Annotated in this window: 20 protein-coding genes; 19 read left to right on the forward strand and 1 reads right to left on the reverse strand. The window is 45.7% G+C overall.

Annotation, left to right across the window (positions count from 1 at the left end; translation table 11 throughout):
* The 7 genes from N5C46_RS21260 (at position 1) to N5C46_RS21290 (ending at position 7,536) form a co-directional block, all read left to right on the forward strand.
* Positions 1-1,239, forward strand: a complete 1,239-nt coding sequence (locus N5C46_RS21260) for an NADP-dependent malic enzyme (RefSeq protein WP_079532813.1) — start codon at positions 1-3, stop codon at positions 1,237-1,239.
* Positions 1,239-1,895: a FadR/GntR family transcriptional regulator gene (locus N5C46_RS23240; protein ID WP_272501215.1), complete on the forward strand. Its 657-nt coding sequence runs from the start codon at positions 1,239-1,241 to the stop codon at positions 1,893-1,895. Before N5C46_RS21260 ends, N5C46_RS23240 begins: the two co-directional genes overlap by 1 nt.
* Before the next feature lie 129 nt (positions 1,896-2,024).
* On the forward strand, positions 2,025-2,900 hold the full coding sequence (gene accD / locus N5C46_RS21270; RefSeq protein WP_261750157.1) for an acetyl-CoA carboxylase, carboxyltransferase subunit beta: 876 nt from the start codon (positions 2,025-2,027) through the stop codon (positions 2,898-2,900).
* Entirely contained in the window at positions 2,894-3,874 is a 981-nt protein-coding gene (accA, locus tag N5C46_RS21275; RefSeq protein WP_261750158.1) for an acetyl-CoA carboxylase carboxyl transferase subunit alpha, read from the forward strand. Before accD ends, accA begins: the two co-directional genes overlap by 7 nt.
* 338 nt (positions 3,875-4,212) lie before the next feature.
* On the forward strand, positions 4,213-5,172 hold the full coding sequence (gene pfkA, locus N5C46_RS21280; protein ID WP_034756932.1) for a 6-phosphofructokinase: 960 nt from the start codon (positions 4,213-4,215) through the stop codon (positions 5,170-5,172).
* A gap of 30 nt (positions 5,173-5,202) precedes the next feature.
* Positions 5,203-6,963: a pyruvate kinase gene (pyk, locus tag N5C46_RS21285; protein WP_261750159.1), complete on the forward strand. Its 1,761-nt coding sequence runs from the start codon at positions 5,203-5,205 to the stop codon at positions 6,961-6,963.
* A 186-nt stretch (positions 6,964-7,149) separates the two neighbouring features.
* A complete protein-coding gene (locus tag N5C46_RS21290; RefSeq protein ID WP_261750160.1) occupies positions 7,150-7,536 on the forward strand; it encodes an FxsA family protein in 387 nt (128 codons plus the stop codon).
* Between the two features lie 39 nt (positions 7,537-7,575).
* Here N5C46_RS21290 and ytvI read toward each other — a convergent pair whose 3' ends face one another.
* On the reverse strand, positions 7,576-8,682 hold the full coding sequence (ytvI, locus tag N5C46_RS21295; RefSeq protein ID WP_061809328.1) for a sporulation integral membrane protein YtvI: 1,107 nt from the start codon (positions 8,680-8,682) through the stop codon (positions 7,576-7,578).
* A gap of 158 nt (positions 8,683-8,840) precedes the next feature.
* Here ytvI and N5C46_RS21300 point away from each other — a divergent pair, with 158 nt between their 5' ends.
* The 12 genes from N5C46_RS21300 to ytaF all read left to right on the forward strand — a co-directional run bounded on the left by N5C46_RS21300 (position 8,841) and on the right by ytaF (position 23,550).
* Positions 8,841-9,299 (forward strand): DUF441 domain-containing protein, encoded by a 459-nt coding sequence (locus tag N5C46_RS21300; RefSeq protein ID WP_261750161.1) that lies wholly within the window; start codon positions 8,841-8,843, stop codon positions 9,297-9,299.
* Positions 9,300-9,624: 325 nt separating this feature from the next.
* Entirely contained in the window at positions 9,625-10,743 is a 1,119-nt protein-coding gene (citZ, locus tag N5C46_RS21305; RefSeq protein ID WP_261750162.1) for a citrate synthase, read from the forward strand.
* Positions 10,744-10,858: 115 nt separating this feature from the next.
* Entirely contained in the window at positions 10,859-12,133 is a 1,275-nt protein-coding gene (gene icd / locus N5C46_RS21310) for an NADP-dependent isocitrate dehydrogenase (RefSeq protein ID WP_261750163.1), read from the forward strand.
* Positions 12,134-12,211: 78 nt separating this feature from the next.
* A complete protein-coding gene (gene mdh, locus N5C46_RS21315; protein WP_261750164.1) occupies positions 12,212-13,150 on the forward strand; it encodes a malate dehydrogenase in 939 nt (312 codons plus the stop codon).
* A gap of 678 nt (positions 13,151-13,828) precedes the next feature.
* The gene (locus N5C46_RS21320; protein ID WP_034756974.1) at positions 13,829-14,305 is read left to right on the forward strand and encodes a MaoC family dehydratase; all 477 of its coding nucleotides are present in this window, start codon (positions 13,829-13,831) and stop codon (positions 14,303-14,305) included.
* A 210-nt stretch (positions 14,306-14,515) separates the two neighbouring features.
* Entirely contained in the window at positions 14,516-15,232 is a 717-nt protein-coding gene (locus tag N5C46_RS21325) for a response regulator transcription factor (protein WP_061811469.1), read from the forward strand.
* Entirely contained in the window at positions 15,229-17,028 is a 1,800-nt protein-coding gene (gene pnpS / locus N5C46_RS21330) for a two-component system histidine kinase PnpS (protein WP_261750165.1), read from the forward strand. The genes N5C46_RS21325 and pnpS overlap by 4 nt, the downstream gene beginning before the upstream one ends.
* Before the next feature lie 271 nt (positions 17,029-17,299).
* Positions 17,300-18,262, forward strand: a complete 963-nt coding sequence (gene hflK, locus N5C46_RS21335) for an FtsH protease activity modulator HflK (RefSeq protein WP_261750166.1) — start codon at positions 17,300-17,302, stop codon at positions 18,260-18,262.
* Positions 18,255-19,190: a protease modulator HflC gene (hflC, locus tag N5C46_RS21340; RefSeq protein ID WP_061811472.1), complete on the forward strand. Its 936-nt coding sequence runs from the start codon at positions 18,255-18,257 to the stop codon at positions 19,188-19,190. The genes hflK and hflC overlap by 8 nt, the downstream gene beginning before the upstream one ends.
* A 179-nt stretch (positions 19,191-19,369) precedes the next feature.
* Positions 19,370-22,000: a DNA polymerase I gene (gene polA, locus N5C46_RS21345; RefSeq protein WP_261750167.1), complete on the forward strand. Its 2,631-nt coding sequence runs from the start codon at positions 19,370-19,372 to the stop codon at positions 21,998-22,000.
* Positions 22,001-22,024: 24 nt separating this feature from the next.
* A complete protein-coding gene (mutM, locus tag N5C46_RS21350) occupies positions 22,025-22,849 on the forward strand; it encodes a DNA-formamidopyrimidine glycosylase (RefSeq protein WP_079532535.1) in 825 nt (274 codons plus the stop codon).
* A 68-nt stretch (positions 22,850-22,917) separates the two neighbouring features.
* On the forward strand, positions 22,918-23,550 hold the full coding sequence (gene ytaF, locus N5C46_RS21355) for a sporulation membrane protein YtaF (RefSeq protein ID WP_034756989.1): 633 nt from the start codon (positions 22,918-22,920) through the stop codon (positions 23,548-23,550).
* Positions 23,551-23,564: the final 14 nt, after the last annotated feature.

Genomic DNA, 23,564 nt, shown 5'->3' on the forward strand with positions numbered 1-23,564 from the left:
TTGTCATTACGCGAAGAAGCTCTGCATATGCATCGAGTGAATAAAGGGAAATTAGAGTCGAAATCCAAGGTGGAAGTCCGAAATGCGGATGACTTGAGTTTAGCTTACTCCCCCGGGGTGGCGGAACCCTGCAAGGTGATCTATGACAAGCCTGAAACGGTCTATGATTACACGATGAAAGGGAATATGGTCGCGGTTGTTTCCGATGGTACGGCTGTTCTGGGTCTTGGGAATATCGGACCTGAAGCGGCTCTTCCCGTCATGGAAGGAAAAGCGGTACTATTCAAGAGTTTTGCAGGAGTCGACGCATTCCCGATCTGTTTGAACACAACGGATGTGGACAAGATCGTTGAAACCGTCAAGCTCCTTGAGCCGACGTTCGGAGGCGTGAACCTTGAAGATATCGCCGCTCCGAATTGCTTTGAAATTGAAGAGCGCCTGAAAAAAGAAACGAATATTCCTGTTTTCCATGATGATCAGCATGGTACGGCGATCGTCACCGTGGCTGGACTTGTGAACGCTCTCAAAATAGTCGGAAAGAAAATGTCCGAAATCAAAGTCGTGGCAAATGGTGCCGGTGCTGCCGGTATGGCCATCATTAAGCTTCTTTACCGTTATGGGGTAAGGGACATAATCATGTGTGATTCCAAGGGTGCGATTTATGAAGGGCGTCCTGAAGGGATGAACTCTACGAAAGATGAAGTGGCGAAGTTTACGAACCGTGACCATATCAAAGGCGGCTTAGGTGAAGTATTGAAGGACGCCGACGTATTCATCGGTGTTTCCGTTGCCGGTGCCCTGACGGAAGAGATGGTTTCTTCCATGAAGCAGGATCCGATCATCTTCGCCATGGCGAACCCGGTTCCTGAAATCATGCCTGAGCTCGCAAAAGCAGCCGGAGCCAAAGTAATCGGGACAGGCCGGTCTGATTTCCCGAACCAGGTGAACAATGTCCTTGCTTTCCCTGGGATTTTCAGGGGTGCACTGGACGTACGCGCAACCCACATCAATGAAAAAATGAAGCAGGCTGCCGTTGAAGCGATCGCTTCTTTGATCACGGAAGACGAACTGAACGCAGACTATGTCATTCCTGCGCCATTCGATAAGCGTGTCGCTCCAGCCGTTGCTGCTGCCGTGGCGAAAACAGCGATGGAAACAGGGGTTGCCCGCTTAAAGGTGGACCCGGAAGAAATCCGTAAGAAAACAGAAGATTTAGCCGTCATCGGGAAGAGTGAATGATGACAGAAGTGAACTCTCTCCAAACTCACGCTAAGGTATATATTGGAATTGTTCACCAGCTGAGAGAAATGATATCAAAGGACTGTCTAAAGCCGGGAGATAAGATCCCGTCCGAAAGGGAATTGTCCGAGCGCCTGAATGTCGGGCGCTCTTCGGTGAGGGAAGCACTCCGGGCCCTTGAACTGTTGGGACTGATTGAAACCCGCAGAGGGGAAGGGACCTTTCTGCGGGATTTCAGGGATCACCACCTGATCGATCTTCTGGGCATGTTTATCCTCCACGATGACATGGCTCAGGAAGACATCCTTCAGACGAAGATGATGATTGAAAAAGAAGCACTGAAGGCTTTGTATATAGATAAAAGGAAAACAGATTCCCTGCATGTGAGCGTTTCAGAATGCGAGAATCTGGACGACGTGTTCAGGGAGATCGTCATGATGAGTTCGAATTACTTATCCCAACGAATCTGGAATATCCTGAATGATTTCGAAACGTTGATCTGTGGTGAGAAGAAGCTCACGGCAGCTGTGAGGGAAGAATTGATCACAATGCTTAATGGCATCGATCACCAGGAGAAAGAGACTGTGCAAGAGACATATAGAAGGGTTAGGAAAATTGTCGATGAAGACGCGACAATTTCCAACATCTTTTTTTAAACACTTCCATTAAACTGATAGTCAAGCAGTTAATGCACTTACTATAGAGAAGCGAATGGGCAGCTGTCATGTAAGGGAATATTTCCCCGCTAAAAGCAAGCTAGTGTCATTCGGTAAGGAGGTTTCACCTTGCTAAAGGAACTTTTTAACAAATCAAAAAAAGAAAAGAAAAAATACGCAACGATTCCTTCTGAAGCGGCCAAACATGACGTTCCGGAAGGCATCATGACAAAATGTCCTGATTGCAAAAAAATCATGTACACGAAAGAACTTCAAAAAAACTTAAAGGTGTGCATCCATTGTGGATACCATCATGGCATGAGCTCACCAGAGAGAGTCGATAGTTTTATAGATGAGGGCACGTTCAAGGAGTTCGATCAGGACCTGACTTCGGGTAACCCCCTGAACTTTCCTGATTACGAAAGTAAAGTGGAAAAAGACCGTAAGAAGACCGGCATGAACGAAGCCGTTCTGACGGGTTCAGGAAAAGTTAATGGAGTGGAAGTCGTGACAGCCATCATGGATTCCCGTTTCCGGATGGGAAGCATGGGATCGGTGGTTGGAGAAAAAATCACGAGAGCCATTGAAGAAGCCGATAAACGGAAGGTACCGTTCATCATTTTCACCGCTTCAGGCGGGGCCAGGATGCAGGAAGGTGTCCTTTCTTTGATGCAAATGGCGAAGACCAGTGTAGCGCTGAAACGTCTGAGTGATAACGGAGGGCTCTTCATCTCGATCATGACCCATCCAACGACAGGCGGAGTATCGGCGAGTTTCGCATCCGTCGGGGATTATAACTTTGCGGAGCCTGGGGCTCTGATTGGATTCGCAGGCAGAAGGATCATCGAGCAGACGATCCGTGAAGACTTGCCGGAAGACTTCCAGACATCCGAATTTTTATTAAAACATGGACAACTTGACGGAGTCATCTCGAGACTTGAGTTGAAAGAGAAAATCGGGACAATACTTGATATACATCAGTGGGACGGTGATCTGCCATGGTAAATGAGATGGAATTTGAAAAGCCTGTATACGAACTCAAGAAGAAAATTGCCGAACTGAAGGAGTTCACACAGAAGTCGGACGTCGATTTATCGAAAGAAATCGAGAAGCTTGAGAACCGTCTCACAAAGCTTCAAAATGATATCTACGAAAACATGAAGCCGTGGGAAAGGGTCCAGGTGGCCCGTCATCCGGAGCGTCCGACGACTCTGGATTATATCAAGTATCTCTTTACGGACTTCATTGAAATGCACGGAGACCGTCTATATGGGGATGACGAAGCGATTGTGTCAGGCGTCGGGAAGTTTCACGATGTCCCTGTGACGATCATCGGTCACCAAAGAGGGAAAGATACGAAAGAAAACATCCGCCGGAACTTCGGGATGCCTCATCCGGAAGGATACCGAAAAGCACTGCGCTTGATGAAGCAGGCGGACAAGTTCAACCGTCCGATCATCTGCTTTATCGATACAAAGGGTGCGTACCCCGGGAAAGCGGCAGAGGAACGCGGTCAGAGTGAAGCCATTGCACGGAATCTTGTAGAGATGGCCGGCCTCACGGTTCCCGTCATCTGCGTCGTCATCGGTGAAGGCGGTAGTGGCGGAGCCCTGGCACTTGGAGTGGGAAATCATATTCATATGCTTGAAAACTCCACCTACTCCGTCATCTCACCAGAAGGGGCAGCGGCCATCCTCTGGAAGGATTCCACCCAGGCGAAACGCGCGGCTGAATCCATGAAGATCACGGCTCCCGACCTTAAGGAGCTTGGCATCATCGATGACATCATCACGGAAGTAAAAGGCGGAGCCCATAAAGATGTCGAGGAACAGGCGAAGTATATCAACGACGTCCTTATGAGCTCACTGAAAGAGTTGGTTCCGATGAAAAAGGACGAGCTCATCCAACATCGTTATGAAAAATTCAAGGCGATGGGTGAATATTCGGTTTTAAATGATCTTATCGGGGTAAAATCATAACAAACGATGGACTGACAAATAGGAGATACCATTTGTCAGTCTTTTTCATTCAATCTTCCTAATTCCTACCCGGAAAAAGGGCTTTGTGACGATATTTTGAAGGTTTTAACAATTAAAACGCTTCCATTTAATAGATTATTTCGTCTTTTGCTTTTCACCCTAGTAACTTGTTGAGAACCTTGAACCTTCGTGTTATTTTAGAAATAATCCAAAGTCTATTGGTCCATAATAATGTAATGAATGAAAACTGGAATTTTCCTTTTCTTTGATTTATGTGAAACGATTAACAATACCATTCAATTACATATAAAGGCATATTTCTTAATGAGGTGATCGTAGTGAAAAAGATTGGTGTATTGACAAGTGGTGGAGATTCACCCGGTATGAATGCAGCAGTCCGTGCAGTTGTGCGTAAAGCCATCTTCATGGATATAGAGGTATATGGTATTTATCAAGGGTATAATGGATTAATCAACGGGAACATCAAGAAGCTTGAGCTTGGTTCTGTCGGTGATATCATCCATCGTGGCGGAACGATGCTTTATACAGCCCGCTGTGAAGAATTCAAAACAAAAGAAGGACAGAAAAAAGGGATCGAGCAACTAGAAAAACACGGCATTGAAGGTCTTGTTGTCATTGGTGGGGACGGTTCTTACCAAGGGGCAAAAGCCTTGACGGAATGGGGATACCCATGTGTCGGTGTACCGGGGACGATCGATAATGATATCCCAGGGACTGAATATACAATCGGTTTTGATACAGCTCTGAACACGGTCATCGATGCGATCGATAAAATCCGTGATACGGCTACATCCCATGAGCGGACGTTCATCATTGAAGTAATGGGACGCAACGCGGGGGATATCGCTCTTTGGGCAGGTCTTGCCGGCGGAGCGGAAACGGTCCTGATCCCTGAGGAGAAATTCGATCTTGACGACGTTGTCGGCCGTTTGAAAAAAGGACAGGAACGCGGAAAGAAGCATAGTATCATCATTGTTGCAGAAGGTGTCATGTCTGCCAATGAATTTGCGAACCGCTTCACAGAAGCAACAGGAATGGATACGCGTGTCTCCGTCCTTGGTCATATCCAGCGCGGTGGAACGCCGACAGCTGCAGACCGTGTTCTTGCCAGCCGTTTAGGGGCTCATGCCGTTGAACTATTGGCCCAGGGTAAAGGCGGAAGAGCGGTAGGAATTGAGAAAAATCAACTAGTTGATTACGATATTATTGAAGCACTTGCCAAGCCACATCAAATTGATTTGAACATGTACAGACTTTCCAAAGAGCTTTCAATCTAAATTGTTGTAAGATTTCAGGAGGTAAAGAAAATGAGAAAAACGAAAATAGTATGTACGATCGGTCCTGCCAGTGAAAGTGTAGAGAAGTTATCTCAACTGATCGAAGCCGGAATGAACGTTTCCCGCTTGAACTTTTCACATGGTGACCATGATGAGCACGGACAACGCATCATCAATATCCGCGAAGCAGCAGAAAAAGCCGGTAAGACAGTAGGGATCCTGCTTGATACAAAAGGTCCGGAAATCCGCACAAACAATATGCAGGACGGAGCGATCGAATTAACTCAAGGATCCAATATCATCGTTTCCATGAAAGAAGTACTGGGAACAACTGAGAAATTCTCCGTTACATACGAAGGATTGATCGATGATGTTCATGTTGGTTCCAAAATTCTTCTTGATGACGGTCTGATCGGGTTGGAAGTAACGGAAATCGACAAAGCCAACGGTGAAATCCATACACATGTTGCCAACAGCGGTACACTTAAAAATAAAAAAGGTGTAAACGTACCGGGCGTTTCTGTGAACCTTCCTGGGATCACTGATAAGGATGCCAGTGATATCGTATTCGGTATCGGACAAGGCGTTGACTTTATCGCAGCATCATTCGTACGTCGTGCATCTGATGTACTTGAAATCCGTCAATTACTGGAAGAGCATAATGCGTCTCATATTCAAATCATCCCTAAGATCGAAAATCAAGAGGGTGTAGACAACATCGATGAAATCCTTGAAGTATCTGACGGATTGATGGTGGCACGTGGAGACCTTGGTGTGGAAATCCCTGCTGAGGAAGTACCACTTGTGCAAAAAATGCTGATCAAGAAATGTAATTCTCTTGGTAAGCCTGTCATCACAGCAACTCAAATGCTTGATTCTATGCAGCGTAACCCAAGACCGACAAGAGCGGAAGCAAGTGACGTTGCCAACGCCATTTTTGATGGAACAGATGCGATCATGCTTTCTGGTGAGACGGCGGCAGGTTCTTACCCTGTAGAAGCGGTTCAAACGATGCATAATATCGCGTCAAGAGCAGAAACGGCCCTTGATTACAATGCGATCCTATCTTCCCGAAGCAAAGACAGCGAGCACAATATGACGGATGCCATCGGTCAATCCGTAGCATATACAGCTCTTAATCTTGATGTGAATGCCATTGTCGCTCCGACTGAGAGTGGCCACACGGCACGCATGATCTCTAAATACCGTCCGAAAGCACCAATCGTTGCCGTGACTGGTACAGACTCTGTATCACGCCGCCTGGCACTTGTATGGGGTGTCTACCCTACAGTCGGCCGCAAAGTGACGACAACCGATGAAATGCTTGATATGGCAGTAGAAGAGAGCGTCAACTCAGGTATGACGAAGCACGGAGACCGCATCGTCATCACAGCGGGTGTTCCGATCGGTGAATCCGGAACGACGAACCTGATGAAAATCCACGTAGTGGGCGATGTCGTTGCAAAAGGTCAAGGAATCGGACGTAAATCTGCATACGGTAAAGCAGTCGTTGCCACATCAGCTGAAGAAGCGGTGAAGAACATGACTGATGGTGGCGTCCTTGTCACAATCGGCACGGACAAAGAAATGATGCCTGCCCTTGAAAAATGTTCAGCACTGATCGTTGAAGAAGGCGGTCTGACAAGTCACGCAGCCGTAGTCGGAATCAACCTTGGAATTCCTGTTGTGGTCGGAGTCGACCATGCCACTTCACTATTCAAGAATGGCCAGGAAATCACGGTGGATGCGACTCATGGCGTGATTTATAATGGGTATGCGAGTGTATTGTAAGTAGATAGTTATGGGAAAACCAGAGTCTTTTTATGGGCTCTGGTTTTTTTGTATAGGATGGAGTGATCGTCGAGCCATCCCATCCAAAAGCACCGCAACAAGGATAACCCTCAACATAAAACAGAATTTCTCTAATATGCTATAATAAATACCAAGCAAGTATTAAACCAAATGGAGGAATCCATCATGAGATATATGCTTTTACTATTGATTATCATACCGGCACTTGAAATTGGCTTATTGGTCCTTTCCGGACAGGCCATTGGTCTCGTCCCGACCGTGTTATTGATTATTATGACAGGGATCCTTGGAGCGTACCTTGCGAAGAAGCAGGGGATCGAGACGATAAGGAAGGCTCAGCGGGACATGCAGTATGGTCAGATGCCCGGGGAGGCCATCATGGATGGTTTGTGTATACTGGTGGGCGGAATCGTCCTGCTGACACCGGGATTCATTACGGATGCCCTTGGATTTCTCTTATTGCTCCCGGCCACGAGGAGAATGTTCAAGCCATTCTTCTATCGGTTATTTAAACGCTTGATCAACAAAGGGAACGTCATCATATACAGATAACGGAAAACGCACTGCTCACAGATGGAGCAGTGCGTTTTCTTATTTCACACCCATGATGAATTTCCAAGTATCTTCAAATACCCCTGCTCTTTTTAAAGTTGATAATATCACCAGTACAACAGGACCGACGATCAGTCCGAGAAAACCGATGAGCTTAAACCCGACAAATAAAGCAATAAGGGTGGCCAAGGGATCGAGTCCGATGCTTGAAGACAGCACTTTCGGTTCCATGATCTGCCGCTGGACGACTACGACCAGGTACAGGACCGAAAGCCCGATCCCCAATCCTGTATTGCCTGTAATGAATTCATAGATGATCCACGGCACGAATACTGCCCCTGTCCCGAGATAAGGGAGGATATCCACGAGACCTGTCACGAGTGCGATGGTGATTGCGTAATCTACTCTCAGGATGATCAAACCGATCAGAACGATGATCGCTGTGATGGAAATGAGAGTGAATTGAGCACGGATGAAACCGAACAGTGCCCGTTTTAAGTCGAAGAACACTTTTCTCCCACTGCTCATCGCCTTACCCGGAATGATTTTCTCCGCTTTGGCAGATAATGTATACCAATCCTTGCTTATGAAGAATGTAGCGAGCGCCGCGAAGATCAGGACGGACGCAGCATTTGGGATCCACGAGATCAACTGGGGCAGTTTGGTAAAAAAGTTTTGCAGGAAATCACCAGCCGACGTCGCAATTTTCGTTCCGGCAGTCTGGACATTTTCGAGAATCGTATCCTGCTGGCCGGCTTCAAGATTTTTGAATAATCCTGCGAGCTGATTGTAGAGAGGGATGACCTGTCCGACAATGATATCCTCTGCATATGTAACAAGGGTTTGAACATGCTTAGGCAGTTCTTCTGCCAAATAATTGGCTCCGGAAACGATTTCGGCAATCAATAATGTGATGAGACCTGCGAAAATGGCAACGATCAAGATGAGGGACACGGTGACGGCCCATATCCTCGGGAGCCATTTCTCCAGCCCGTTCACCAGGGGATTGATCAACAAGGCGATGGCAACGGCGATGATGAATGGATAAGCAAGTTTCCATATGTAATAGAGTGAAATCAATGAGAGAATGATGATCGAGAGAACGATCAAAAAGCGGATCGTTCGATAAACATAATCTAAATTCAAGGGTTTCCCTCCTACCGGGTCTAGTACTTCTATTTTATAGGAGACAGGAAATGAAAGGAAGATATATTTGCAGTGGTTGGAGCATTTTATGAATGATATGAAAAGTTGATATGGTAGGATAATGATTGGAGTACATATAGGAGAGGCAGGGGATTCATATGACTCAGCCATTCATGTTTTTACTGCTTTTATTGGGAATCGGGCTGATAGCGAAAAATCAATCCATTATTATAGCCGTAGCATTTCTACTTGTACTAAAGCTGCTTGGGCTTGATGAGAAAATGTTCGCGACGATTCAGTCGAAAGGCATTAACTGGGGTGTGACGATCATTACCATTGCCGTCCTTGCACCGATTGCAACAGGGGAAATCGGCTTTAAGGATCTCTTTGATTCGTTGAAGTCCCCTTATGCCTGGATTGCACTCGCCTCTGGAATGGCAGTGGCTTTGATTGCAAAGAATGGGTTGATTCTACTGGAAGATGACCCCCACCTGACAACGGCCCTCGTTCTTGGCACGGTGCTAGCCGTCGCTCTCTTTAAAGGGGTTGCGGTAGGGCCTTTGATCGGCGCCGGGATCGCCTATCTTGCTATGAAATTGTATGAATTATTTCTGTAAACATGCATGGGCGATCCCCCGGTTCGACCCTCTTTTTTATCCCTGGTTTATTTTTCTAGAAAAATAATTTTTATAGAAATTGATGCGTTTTCATTCACAAAAGTCAGATAATTGTTTATAATAGGAAATGTAAGCGCATCCCAAGCTCTCATGATAGTATAGGAAGAGCCGGGAATCATTTTTTGTATAGGAATTGAGCAATCGCTCAGCGTTTTTTTACGTTCTATTTAAACAAGCCTACTAGACTTAATAGATCGTTCTGTAGGGTTTTATACTCATATGAAAATGGGTAAAAGACAAGTATATAACAAAAGGAGAGGTTATTATGACAGCAACTCGCGGATTAGAAGGAGTTGTAGCGACGACATCGTCCATCAGTTCAATCATTGACGATACTCTTACATATGTTGGCTACAACATTGATGATTTAGCAAATAATGCAAGCTTCGAAGAGGTTATCTACTTATTATGGCATCTGAAACTGCCAAATGCATCAGAACTTAAGGAATTTACAGAGCTGTTAGCAGCGAACGCTGAATTGCCTAAGGAAGTCATCGAGCATTTCAAGATGTACAACATCAAGGAAGTCCATCCGATGGCCGCTTTACGTTCAGCTGTATCCCTGCTTGGGTTGTATGATGATAAAGCAGACGTGATGGAAGATAAGGAAAACTATCTGAAAGCCGTTCGCCTTCAAGCGAAGATCCCGACGATCGTTACGAGCTTTGCCCGTATCCGCAACGGTCAGGAACCGATTGCACCACGTCAGGACTTAGGTTTTGCAGCTAACTTCCTATACATGCTGACAGGGAAAGATCCTGAGCCTGTTGAAGTTGAAGCATTCAATAAAGCGCTTGTCCTTCACGCGGACCATGAGTTAAACGCTTCCACATTCACAGCACGTGTTTGTGTCGCGACTCTATCAGACGTCTATTCAGGTGTTACCGCTGCGATCGGTGCCTTAAAAGGACCTCTTCACGGTGGGGCAAATGAGCAGGTTATGAAGATGCTTACTGAAATCGGTTCTGTCGATAAAGCAGAAGAGTACATCCTCGACAAACTGGAGAAGAAAGAAAAGATCATGGGCTTCGGTCACCGTGTATACCGTCAGGGAGATCCACGTGCCAAGCACCTGAAAGAAATGTCCAAGAAATTAACTGAATTGACAGGACAAAGTAAATACTACGAAATGTCCGTTAAGGTTGAAGATGTATTCACATCTAATAAAGGCTTACCGCCAAATGTTGATTTCTACTCAGCATCTGTTTACCACAGCTTAGGTATCGATCATGACTTATTCACTCCGATCTTTGCTGTAAGCCGTGTATCCGGCTGGTTGGCACACATCCTGGAACAATATTCAAATAACCGCCTGATCCGTCCTCGTGCTGATTATGTAGGGCCTGGCAAGCAACAATACGTGCCGGTTGAACAAAGAGGTTAATCTTCAATATTTACAAATAGTAAAAATATTGGTGTAATAATAAGTGAAGGGGAATGACTCTGCATGGGTAACTTACGGGTCATCCCCTTTGAAATGAATAAATGGAGGTTACATAATGACACAAGGTGAAAAAATTACAAACCAGAATGGCCAACTTAATGTGCCTAACAATCCAATCGTCCCATTCATTGAAGGTGACGGAACGGGTCCAGATATTTGGGCAGCAGCTCAACGCGTCCTGGATGCTTCTGTAGAGAAAGCATACAAAGGCGAACGCAAGATTTCCTGGAAAGAAGTATATGCTGGGGAAAAAGCATTCAACAAAACGGGTGAATGGCTTCCAAACGATACACTAGAAGCAATCCGTGAATATTTCATCGCGATCAAAGGTCCACTTACGACTCCTGTCGGCGGCGGAATCCGTTCATTGAACGTGGCTCTTCGCCAGGAATTGGATCTATTCACATGCCTGCGTCCAGTACGCTACTTCGAAGGTGTTCCTTCTCCGGTTAAGCGTCCTGAAGATACTGACATGGTCATCTTCCGTGAAAATACTGAAGATATCTATGCAGGTATCGAGTACGCTAAAGGTTCTGACGAAGTGAAAAAATTAATCAGCTTCCTTCAAGACGAAATGGGCGTTAACAAAATCCGTTTCCCAGAAACATCAGGTATCGGAATCAAGCCTGTGTCTGAAGAAGGGACAAGCCGTTTAGTCCGTGCAGCAATCAACTACGCGATCACTGAAGGCCGTAAATCTGTAACACTTGTTCACAAAGGGAACATCATGAAGTTCACTGAAGGAGCATTCAAAAACTGGGGTTACGAAATTGCTGAGAAAGAATTCGGCGACAAAGTATTCACTTGGGCTCAATATGACAAGATCAAAGATGCTGACGGATTGGACGCTGCAAACAAAGCTCAATCTGATGCTGAAGCAGCAGGTAAGATCATTGTGAAAGATTCAATCGCTGATATCTTCTTACAACAGATCCTTACTCGTCCAGCTGAGTTCGATGTAGTGGCAACAATGAACCTAAACGGAGATTACATCTCTGACGCACTTGCTGCTCAAGTTGGTGGAATCGGTATCGCTCCTGGAGCAAACATCAACTACGAAACAGGACATGCCATCTTTGAGGCGACTCATGGAACGGCACCTAAATATGCAGGTATGGATAAAGTGAATCCTTCATCTGTCATCCTTTCAGGTGTGCTTATGCTTGAACACCTTGGCTGGACAGAAGCTGCTAACCTGATCACAAAATCAATGGAAAAAACAATCGCTTCTAAAGTGGTAACATATGACTTCGCCCGTCTGATGGATGGCGCGACAGAAGTGAAATGCTCTGAGTTCGGTTCTGCTTTAATCGATAACATGGAAGCATAATAAATAGACATAAGGTTGGGGTGCTTCGTATTGAAGCACTCCTTCCTTTAAATAATGAGACGAATAGGAGGAATCATGATGGCAATTAAACGTAGAAAAGTATCTGTGATCGGTGGAGGTTTCACCGGGGCGACAACGGCACTGATGCTCGCCCAGAAAGAGCTTGGAGATGTTGTATTGGTTGATATTCCGCAAAACGAGGATCCAACGAAAGGGAAGGCACTCGATATGCTTGAGGCAAGTCCTGTACAGGGCTTTGATTCAACCATCAACGGTACGTCCAATTATGAAGATACGAAGGACTCGGATATCGTTGTTATCACTGCCGGGATTGCCCGTAAACCGGGTATGAGCCGTGATGATCTGGTTCAGACCAATCAAAAGGTCATGAAATCAGTGACTCAGCAAATCGTGAAGCACTCACCTGACTGTTACATCATCGTACTGACCAATCCCGTGGATGCCATGACCTATACAGTCTTCAAGGAATCCGGTTTCCCGAAAGAGCGCGTGATCGGACAATCAGGAGTCCTGGATACAGCCCGCTTCCGCACCTTTGTCGCACAGGAATTAAACCTGTCCGTGAAGGATATTACAGGATTCGTCCTCGGCGGTCACGGTGATGACATGGTCCCTCTTATTCGTTACTCATACGCTGGAGGCATCCCTCTGGAGACACTTATCCCGAAAGACCGCCTCGACGCCATCGTGGAGCGCACCCGTAAAGGCGGAGGAGAAATCGTGGGACTTCTCGGTAACGGAAGTGCCTACTATGCACCGGCCGCATCCCTCGTCCAAATGGTCGAAGCCATCCTTAAAGACCAGCGCCGCGTCATCCCGGCCATCGCCTACCTAGAAGGCGAATACGGATTCGAAGGCATCTACCTCGGCGTCCCGACCATCCTAGGAGGAAACGGCCTAGAGAAAATCATCGAACTCGAACTCACAGAAGACGAAAAAGCCGCACTTTCCAACTCAGCCGACGCAGTGAAAAACGTCATGTCTTCATTGGCTTAACCACATAACCAAAGCTGACTTCCAATATGGGGGTCAGTTTTTTTTGTTGTATAAACTCTTTTAACGATTTCGTCTATTTTTAGTAATCAATAAACCAACAATGCTCTGTCAACAAAATACTACTGAGGATAGGGTGTGTGCTACGCTTACAGCTAGTGTTTGTCATTTATTATCTCTGTCGTCTATTTTAGGATTATTAGAAGGGGATTCTATAATAATAGATTTTGAAGTAGTATTAACATATGCCCCGATAGTTGATTGTAGCGGAAGGTGCTCGACTCCTGCGGGAAACAACGAAAAGCGCAGGCGGCTTGTTCAGCCCCGACAAGCATAAGATGAATGGACCGGGAAGGCGTTTTTTGCCTTCTTGGACCATTTAGCTTATGACCTCGAGGGGCTAGCCGCCGGAGCTGGACAAGGGTAGGACACCACTTGCAGCAGAGGAGGCTCACCGCCCGCCCCGCGGAAAGCGAGCACCTGCAGCGGAAATCAACCAGCACTCGCTCATCTCATTATTCGCCTTTCTTTTGAAACCAATCAGAAAACGAAATGATCAATCCACGCGTAAAAACTCTTTGTATGGTAACCCTAAAAATGATAAAATACTAATAGACAGACAATAAAAACAATTTTTATTATTTAAAATTGTAATCGTTTACATACTTGGAGGTGCTTCTTATGTTATTAGGGAAAAAGAGAAAACTGGGAAGAAAAATCGAAGAAATGACCGTCGGTGAAAAACTGACCCTCACAGAAAAAATTGAAGACAATGAACTTCTTCTATACCTGGGCCTCACAAATGATGCCAATCCATTATATATCCAGCACGATTATGCCTCACAGACACCCTTTAAAAAGCCGATCGTTCCATCTATCATGCTGACGGGGATCATTACATCGGCGGTGTCGAAGTATCTGCCGGGACCGGGCTCCCATATCGTGGAGCAAACCATTGAATTTCCAAAGCCGGTCTATCATTATGCAACAGTTCAATTCCTCTTTGAAGTGACAGAAGTCAATCCACATAACCATCTGGTTACCATCCAGGTATCGGCTACGAACGAGGAAGATGAAAAGGTGATCAACGGAACCATCAAGGTGTGTCCGCCTCATCACCTGGAAAAAATGAATAGTCATGCATTGGAAAACTTCTAATGCCGGGAGGGAGCTATGTCATCATAGCTCTTTTTTTATGCATGAAAATGATAAAGAAAAAGCTTGATGTGCATCCTATCATAAAGGGCAGTAAAAAACTAAAAAGGATTAAATGATGGTAAGCCCGGAGAATTATATTATAATGAAAGTACAATTACATAAACAGTTTGGATGTTGGGGTTAATTTTCTTTGGTATGGAGGCACAATACATGAGCAAAAAAATCTTGGTAGTCGATGATGAACAATCCATTGCAACACTCTTAAAGTACAATCTGGAGCAATCCGGTTATTCAGTGACAACAGCACATGACGGAGCGGAAGGAAGGGATCTTGCGATTGAACAGTCCCCGGACTTGATCGTCCTTGACCTGATGCTTCCGTCCATGGATGGAATCGAGGTATGCAAAGAATTGCGGCAGCGAAAAATCAATATCCCGATCCTGATGTTAACGGCGAAGGATGATGAATTCGATAAAGTCCTCGGTTTGGAGCTTGGTGCAGATGACTATATGACAAAACCGTTCAGCCCCCGTGAAGTGGTGGCGAGGGTGAAGGCGATCCTAAGGCGAAGTCAGGCCATTCGGGAAACGGAACCGGCTGCCGAAGAACCGACCGATTATAAGGAAGTCGGGGAACTAAAGGTATACCCTGAACAATATGAGGCGTATTTCCAAGGAGAATTACTTGAACTGACACCAAAGGAATTCGAGCTTTTATTATATTTGACGGATAACAAAGGAAGAGTCCTTACGAGGGATCAGCTGCTGAGTGCGGTATGGAACTACGACTTTGCAGGAGATACGAGAATCGTGGATGTGCATATCAGCCATCTACGGGAAAAAATTGAGTCCAATACGAAAAAACCAACCTATATCAAAACGATTCGTGGTCTCGGGTATAAATTGGAGGAGCCTAAAAATCGATGACCAAATTTAGAACAAAGCTCCTATTTGCTCTCATTACGTTGATCATCGCTGTCTTAATAGGGCTTGGTCTGCTTTTGGGCCAGATTTTCAAGAACTTCTATTTGGATACCTTTAACTCCAGGATTCAAAAGGAGACCAGGTTACTGGCAAGCTCCATTGAGGAGAACGGGGCACCGAAAGAAATCGATCCTGAAATGATCAAAGGGTTGAGCGACATATTGGATGTCCGGATCACCGTGCTCGATAAATCCGGGGATGTAGTCCACGATACGGATACGGCAGATTCATTGGTTGGTCCACAGCAGAAGAAAATCGTACAGGAAATCCAGAAAAATTGGGATGTGAAACAGAAGCATAAAAAACTCGTCACATCTGGAAATGAATATCGGTATTACTGGTATCCATTAAAAAATGCCAACGGTGAAAAGATGGGACTTCTCATTATGAGCGCAGAGGTGGATGCCCTGGAAAGAGGCACTCAGCAAATTTGGTTCGTACTGTCCATTTCCTTGGGGCTTGCCCTGGTACTCATCATCATCCTTGGCTCAAGGATTACGGTGAGGTATACAAAGCCCATTGAATCAGCGACCAATGTGGCAATGGAGCTCGCCAAGGGGAATTACCGTGCCAGGACCTACGAGGACCGGCTGGATGAAACGAGTATGCTCAGCACCTCCATCAATATTCTGGCGAGAAACCTTCAGGAAATGGTGAATTCCCAGGAAATGCAGCAAGACCGCTTAACGACATTGATTGAAAATATGGGGAGCGCTCTTCTATTGATCGATCACCGGGGGTTTGTCGTCTTAACGAACAGGACGTTCAGGGAATTCTTTAACCTGGAAGAGAGCCAACTGAAGAAAGTACGATACCATGAGGTGATTCACTATTCTGAAGTGAATAAGCTTGTGGAGGAAATCTTTATGACGGAGGAGCGATTGAGAAAGCAGATTCTCCTTCCGTACAAGCTTGATCGAAAGCACTATGAAGTGTACGGAGCCCCCATTATCGGCAACAATGACGTATGGAAAGGGATTGTCGTCGTATTCCATGACATCACCGAGCTTAAAAAGCTTGAGCAGATGCGCAAAGATTTTGTGGCGAATGTTTCACACGAACTGAAGACGCCGATCACCTCGATCAAAGGATTCTCAGAAACGCTACTGGACGGGGCAATGGATGATCCTGAAACGCTGAAATCCTTCTTAGACATCATTCTAAAGGAAAGTGACCGGCTGCAGTCCCTCATTCAGGATCTGCTGGAGTTGTCTAAAATTGAGAAGCAGGGATTCCAGCTATTCGTCGAGGAAGTGGAAGTAGCAGGGCTGATAGAAGATGTGCTCCCGATTTTAAAAGAAAAAGCTAAGCCGAAGGACATCTCCCTACAAGCCGATTTCGAATCAAGGGGAACGGCAGAAGTGGATTCCTACCGGTTAAAACAGGTATTCATCAATCTGATCAGCAATGCGATCGCTTATACTCCGAAAGGCGGAAATGTCTCGGTCACGGTGCAGGACGATCAGGATAAGGTGTATGTGAAAGTGAAGGATAACGGGATGGGGATCAGCCAGGAAGAGCTCCCCCGCATCTTTGAACGTTTTTACCGGGTGGATAAAGCGAGAAGCCGGAATTCAGGTGGAACCGGTTTGGGCTTGGCGATTGTCAAGCACATCATCGAAGCCCATGAAGGTGATATTGAAGTGGAAAGTGAACTTGAAAAAGGAACGACTTTCACTGTCACATTGAATAAAATTGCTTCAACCATCTCTCATGGTGGAAATCAAGGAAAACCTTAGTCGTTTTTCACCTTATTTACATTGTTTTTACAATCACTTTAAATTCAATTAACAATGGGGTGTTACGATACTAAGTGAAACCCCTTCATCCAAGGTGTTACGAAAAGACGAGAACCAACCCCGTTCTCGTCTTTTCGCTTTTTATTTTTGAAAACGTTTTCTTGAACTACTTTGTCATCTTACCTTAATATTATTGAAACCTTTTTGTCTTACGTCCGTATATCTTAGTAAGCAGAAAATAAGATATAGAGATGGAAAAGGGAGGGTGCATATGAGCTTGAAGCGTGTTTATACTCTGGCAGGAATGGTTCTCGCAGCCATTATCCTGATTGTTGTCCTACTGACATCCTGGTATACCGTTGACGAATCAGAACAGGCACTGGTGTTGACGTTCGGGGATGCAGGGGAACCGGTTGTGGAGCCTGGACTGCATTTCAAGATGCCTTGGCCGGTGCAGTCAGTGGAAGTGCTGTCGAAAGAAACCTTCAGTCTTCAATTTGGATATGAAGAAAAAGACGGGAAAATCAAGGACTTTCCAAAAGAAACAAAAATGATTACGGGAGATGAATACATTGTGCTTGCCGACCTTGTGGTGCAATGGAAAATCACGGATCCTGAAGCCTATTTATTCAACTCGGATAAGCCGAAAGAAATCCTGTATGATGCGACTTCTTCTTCACTAAGGAGTATTATCGGAAGCTCATTGATCGATGATGCCTTAACGTCCGGGAAAGCCGAAATCGAGGCAGATGTAAGGGATTTATTGACGGAGTTGATCGATGATTATGATATTGGGATCTCCATTCTTGCAGTGAAGCTGCAGGATGTTGAGCTGCCGAATGCAGAGGTCCGCTCGGCGTTTACGGCGGTCACGGATGCAAGGGAAACGATGAATACCAAAATCAATGAAGCCAAGAAATATCGAAACCAGCGGACCAACGAAGCCAAAGGGGAAAAGGATGCCATCATCTCAAGGGCCAAAGGGGATAAAATTGCACGTGTGGAGCAGGCACGTGGAGATGTAGCGGTATTTGATAAATTATATAATGAGTACAAATCAAATCCTGAAATTACAAGAAAGCGTCTCGTGCTGGAAACATTGGAAAATGTCCTGCCGGATGCAGAAATTTATATTATGAAGGATAGTGGAGAAACCCTGAAATACTTCCCTATCCGTCAAATGGAGAATCAGAATCCTCCGGCGAAGCAGGAAGGAAGTGATGAGAATGAGTGATCAAAACGTATTTGATATCAATACAAAGAAGAAAGAACCGATCGAGTGGAAGCGTTATACGAAATTAGGAATCTTTTTCGTGATCCTCATCGCTGTCATCCTTCTCCTCTTCACTAGTCTCTTCATTGTCAAAGAAGGAGAATACAAAGTCGTCCGTCAATTTGGGGAAGTGGTACGGATCGATAAGGAACCGGGTATGAAATATAAAATCCCGTTCATCCAATCCGTCACTACCTTACCGAAGCACCAAATGACGTATGACGTGACAGAAGCAGAGATCAATACGAAAGATAAAAAACGGATGCTCATCGACAATTATGCCGTGTGGCGCATTGAAGATCCCCTTAAGATGATCAAGAATGCCAGAACGGTGATCAATGCCGAGACCAAGATGGAAGAATTCATCTATTCCGTTGTCCGCTCTGAGCTTGGTCGATTGGAATATGATGAAATCATCAATGATGAGAAGTCATCAAGGGGAAGCTTAAATGATAAAGTAACAGACAAGGTGAATGAACTCTTGCAGCGGGATAACTATGGAATCGTCGTTCAGGATGTTCGCATGAAGCGCACCGACCTGCCTGAAGCGAATGAAAACTCCGTCTATACCCGTATGATCTCGGAACGGGACTCCAAAGCACAGGAATACCTGTCCATGGGGGATGCCGAGAAACAACGGGTGACGGCTGAAACCGATCGCGAAGTGAAAGAGCTTCTTGCAAAAGCCGGTGCCGATGCCAATGTGATCCGGGCAGAAGGAGAAGCCGAAGCCGCACAAATTTACAACAAATCCTTCTCGAAGGATCCGAGCTTCTATGACCTCTATAAAACACTCGAAACGTATAAGAAGACCGTGGATGATAAAACCGTCATCATCTTACCATCCGATTCGCCGTATGCGAGGCTGTTGATGGGGTATACGGAGTAATAGGAAGGGACTCTTTGAAAAATGGAATGATCCATTTTCGAAGAGTTTTTTCTTTTATAAGGAGGGGAATGTCAAGAATCACAGTCCCATTCCATAAATAAGGTCCCCGTTTTTCCTTTCATTCCCCAACATGATAGAATGAATATATAGAAACAGAAGCCTTTACAGGAGGTACTTATATGTCCAAAAAATTAGTCCTGATTGACGGTAACAGCATTGCTTACCGTGCATTCTTTGCCCTACCACTATTGAATAACGACAAGGGTGTACATACAAACGCAGTTTACGGCTTTACCACCATGCTGCAGAAAATACTCGAAGATGAAAAGCCGTCTCATATCCTCGTGGCCTTTGATGCGGGGAAAACAACGTTCCGTCATAAGACATTCACGGAATACAAGGGAGGCAGGCAGAAGACCCCGCCTGAATTGTCCGAGCAATTCCCTTATATCCGGGAGCTGCTGGATGCTTACGGAATCAAACGGTATGAAAAAGAAAACTATGAAGCCGATGATATCATCGGGACCCTCTCCCTGCAGGCAGAGTCAGACGGGTTTGAAGTGAAAGTGTACTCAGGGGATAAGGATTTAACCCAGCTGAGCTCCAAAGATACGACGGTGTGCATCACAAGAAAAGGAATCACGGATATCGAGGTGTATACACCTCAGCACATCAAAGAAAAATGGGAGATCACCCCTGACCGGATCATTGATATGAAAGGGTTGATGGGGGATAGCTCCGATAATATCCCTGGTGTACCCGGTGTCGGTGAGAAAACGGCGATCAAGCTCCTGAAGGAATTCGATTCTCTTGAGAAGCTGCTGGAGTCAATAGACAAAGTGAGTGGAAAGAAACTGAAAGAGAAGCTTGAAGAAAATAAAGACCAGGCGATCATGAGTAAAGAACTGGCCACGATCCTCAGGGAAGCTCCCATAGAAGTCACGGTTGAGGAATTGAATTACGAGGGCTGGGATGAAGTGAAACTGAAGGAAGTGTACCGGGACCTTGGCTTCAACTCCCTTCTCGAGAAAATGGGTGAATCCGTTCAAGAAGAGCCCCAGGAGCTGGATGATATCTCCTTTGAAGTGGTGGAAACCATTACAGACGAACACTTGACAAGTGAGAGCTCCCTATACATCGAAATGCTTGAAGAGAATTATCATCTTGGTGAAGTGATCGGCATGAGCCTTCATAACGAAAATGGGACGATTTTCTTTACCCTTGAAACGGCACTGAAATCAGAAGCTTTTAAAAAATGGGCAGAAGACGGATCGAAGTCGAAGAACGTCTACAACTCGAAAGAGACCGTCGTTGCCTTGAAGCGACAAGGGATTGACATCAAAGGGATCGGGTTCGATCTGCTGCTCGCGTCTTACATCATCAATCCTTCTGAATCGAGTGAAGATTTCGCCTCAATCGCAAAAGGTCATGGTCAGCCATCCATCGAATCGGACGAAGCGGTGTATGGAAAAGGGGCCAAGCAGAAGGTCCCTGCCACTGAAGTATTATCCGAACATCTGGCCAGAAAGGCATTCATCCTTCAAGACTTGAAGGAAACATGCATAAAAGAGCTTGAAGAAAATGATCTTTATGAATTATACATGGAGCTAGAATTGCCTCTTGCCCTTATCCTGGCTGAGATGGAATTCACCGGTGTGAAAGTGGATCAGGATCGTTTGATGACCATGAAGGAAGAGCTTGCCCTCCGACTGGAAGAATTGGAAAAGAACATTCATGAACTGGCAGGGGAGGACTTCAATATCAATTCTCCTAAGCAGCTCGGTGTGATCCTTTTTGAAAAATTGGGGCTGCCGGTTGTGAAGAAAACAAAGACTGGTTACTCCACTTCCGCAGACGTATTGGAAAAACTGCAGTCCAAGCATGAAATCATTGATCATATCCTACACTACCGTCAGTTAGGAAAGCTCCAGTCTACTTATCTCGAAGGATTATTGAAGGTGGTTCATAAAGATTCCAGCAAGATCCATACACGGTTCAACCAGGCCCTCACTCAAACCGGCCGCCTGAGCTCAACGGATCCGAACCTTCAAAACATTCCGATCCGCCTGGAAGAAGGCAGGAAGATCCGTCAGGCGTTCATTCCTTCTGAAAAGGGATGGGTCATGTTCGCTGCCGATTATTCACAAATCGAACTGCGGGTGCTTGCCCATATAGCGGGGGATGAGAAATTGGTGGAAGCCTTCCGTAATGATATGGACATCCATACGAAAACGGCCATGGACGTGTTTGGAGTGGAGAAGGAAGAGGTCACATCCAATATGAGAAGGCATGCGAAAGCCGTTAACTTCGGAATTGTCTATGGAATCAGTGACTACGGACTGTCACAAAGTCTTGATATAACACGAAAAGAAGCAGGGGAATTCATTAAGAAATATTTAGAAAGCTTCCCCGGCGTGAAAGAATATATGGATGATATCGTACAGGATGCGAAACAGAAGGGGTATGTGACGACGCTGATGAACAGACGCCGTTACCTTCCTGAAATTACGAGCCGTAATTTCAATTTGCGGAGCTTTGCGGAACGTACTGCGATGAACACACCAATCCAGGGAAGTGCAGCAGATATCATCAAGAAAGCCATGATCGACATGGCGGCCCGTTTGAAGGAAGAGAAACTTCAAACACGGATGCTCTTGCAGGTGCATGATGAATTGATCTTCGAAGCCCCTGAGGATGAAATCGAAACATTGAAGAAAATAGTTCCTGAAGTGATGGAAAACGCAATGGAGCTCGAGGTTCCATTAAAGGTTGATTACTCGTACGGACAAACATGGTACGACGCGAAGTAGTTTTATTGAGAAGGAGGTGGCACCATGCCCGAGCTGCCTGAAGTAGAAACGGTCAGAAGGACATTGGAGCTCCTTGTATCAGGGAAGAAAATAAAGGATGTCAGTGTCTTTTGGCCAAAAATGATCAAGAACCCACCTGAAACGGATGAATTCATCCATAGCTTGAGAGGCCAGGAAATTCATGAAATGAGAAGAAGAGGGAAGTTCTTGATCTTCTCTTGTGACGATGTTGCCCTCGTTTCTCATTTGAGAATGGAAGGAAAATATAATCTGGCTGATCATGAGGATCCCATTGAAAAACACACCCATGTCATCTTCCACTTTACGGATGGAACGGAACTCAGATACCGTGATGTCCGAAAGTTTGGGACGATGCATCTCTTTAAAAAGGGGGAAGAACTCCTTCACCTGCCCCTCCTCCAGTTGGGGCCGGAGCCGTTTCTGTCGGAGTTTACCCCAGACTATCTGGCTGAAAAGCTAGGCAGGACGGAGAGAATCGTGAAGGCCACCTTATTGGATCAAACGGTGTTGGTGGGCCTTGGAAACATCTATGTGGATGAAGCTCTATTCCGTGCAGGCATTCATCCCGACCGGAAATCAAAGTCCCTGTCACGGGAAGAAATTGAACGGCTCCATCGAGAAATCATCCACACGTTGACAGAAGCAGTGGAAATGGGTGGAAGCACAATCCGGTCTTACGTGAATTCCCAGGGACAGATGGGGATGTTCCAACAGAACCTTTATGTTTACAGCAGAAAAGAAGAGCCGTGCCGGAACTGCGGTACAGCGATCGAGAAGAAAGTGTCGGCTGGGCGGGGGACCCATTACTGCCCCCGCTGCCAGCAGTAAAAAGAACGTTTAACATTTGATAAGCCCTTACCATATAGTATTGTAATGATTTTCGGGAGGGCTATTAGATGAGTGAAACAATCTCCTTATTACTGCTGGCGTTCGCTGTAAGTCTCGATAGTTTTAGCACCGGTTTAACTTATGGATTGCGAAAAGTGAAAATCCCTACAAAATCAATCAGCATCATATCGATCTGTTCAGCGAGCTCTTTATTGCTGGCGATGTTACTCGGTCAAACCATCGGGTCCATCATCACCCCGGTCTGGGCGGGAAGAATCGGCGGAATGATCCTTGTCGTGATTGGCGCAGCCGTTCTCTACCAGTTCTTCAGACCGGAAAAAGAGACGGTACTGTCACATGAAAAAACATTGATCAATTTTGAAATTAAATCCATAGGTTTAGTGATTCAAATATTAAGAAGACCGCTCACGGCGGACTTTGATAAATCAGGTACGATTACCGGAATCGAGGCATTCATGCTTGGGATCGCCTTGTCACTGGATGCCTTCGGTGCCGGGATCGGTGCCGCGTTATTACATTTCTCGCCACTACTACTAACCCTGGCGATTTTTGCGATGAGCTTTGCGTTCTTATTTTCCGGATTGAAGATGGGGGAATTCTTCTCTCACCTGCGCTGGATTCACCGCGTTTCATTCCTTCCGGGCGTTCTGCTCATCCTGATCGGGATCCTGAGGTTCTAGTGCCGCGGCGAGTA

The sequence above is a fragment of the Rossellomorea vietnamensis genome (genome assembly GCF_025398035.1).
GTDB lineage: Bacteria > Bacillota > Bacilli > Bacillales > Bacillaceae_B > Rossellomorea > Rossellomorea vietnamensis_B.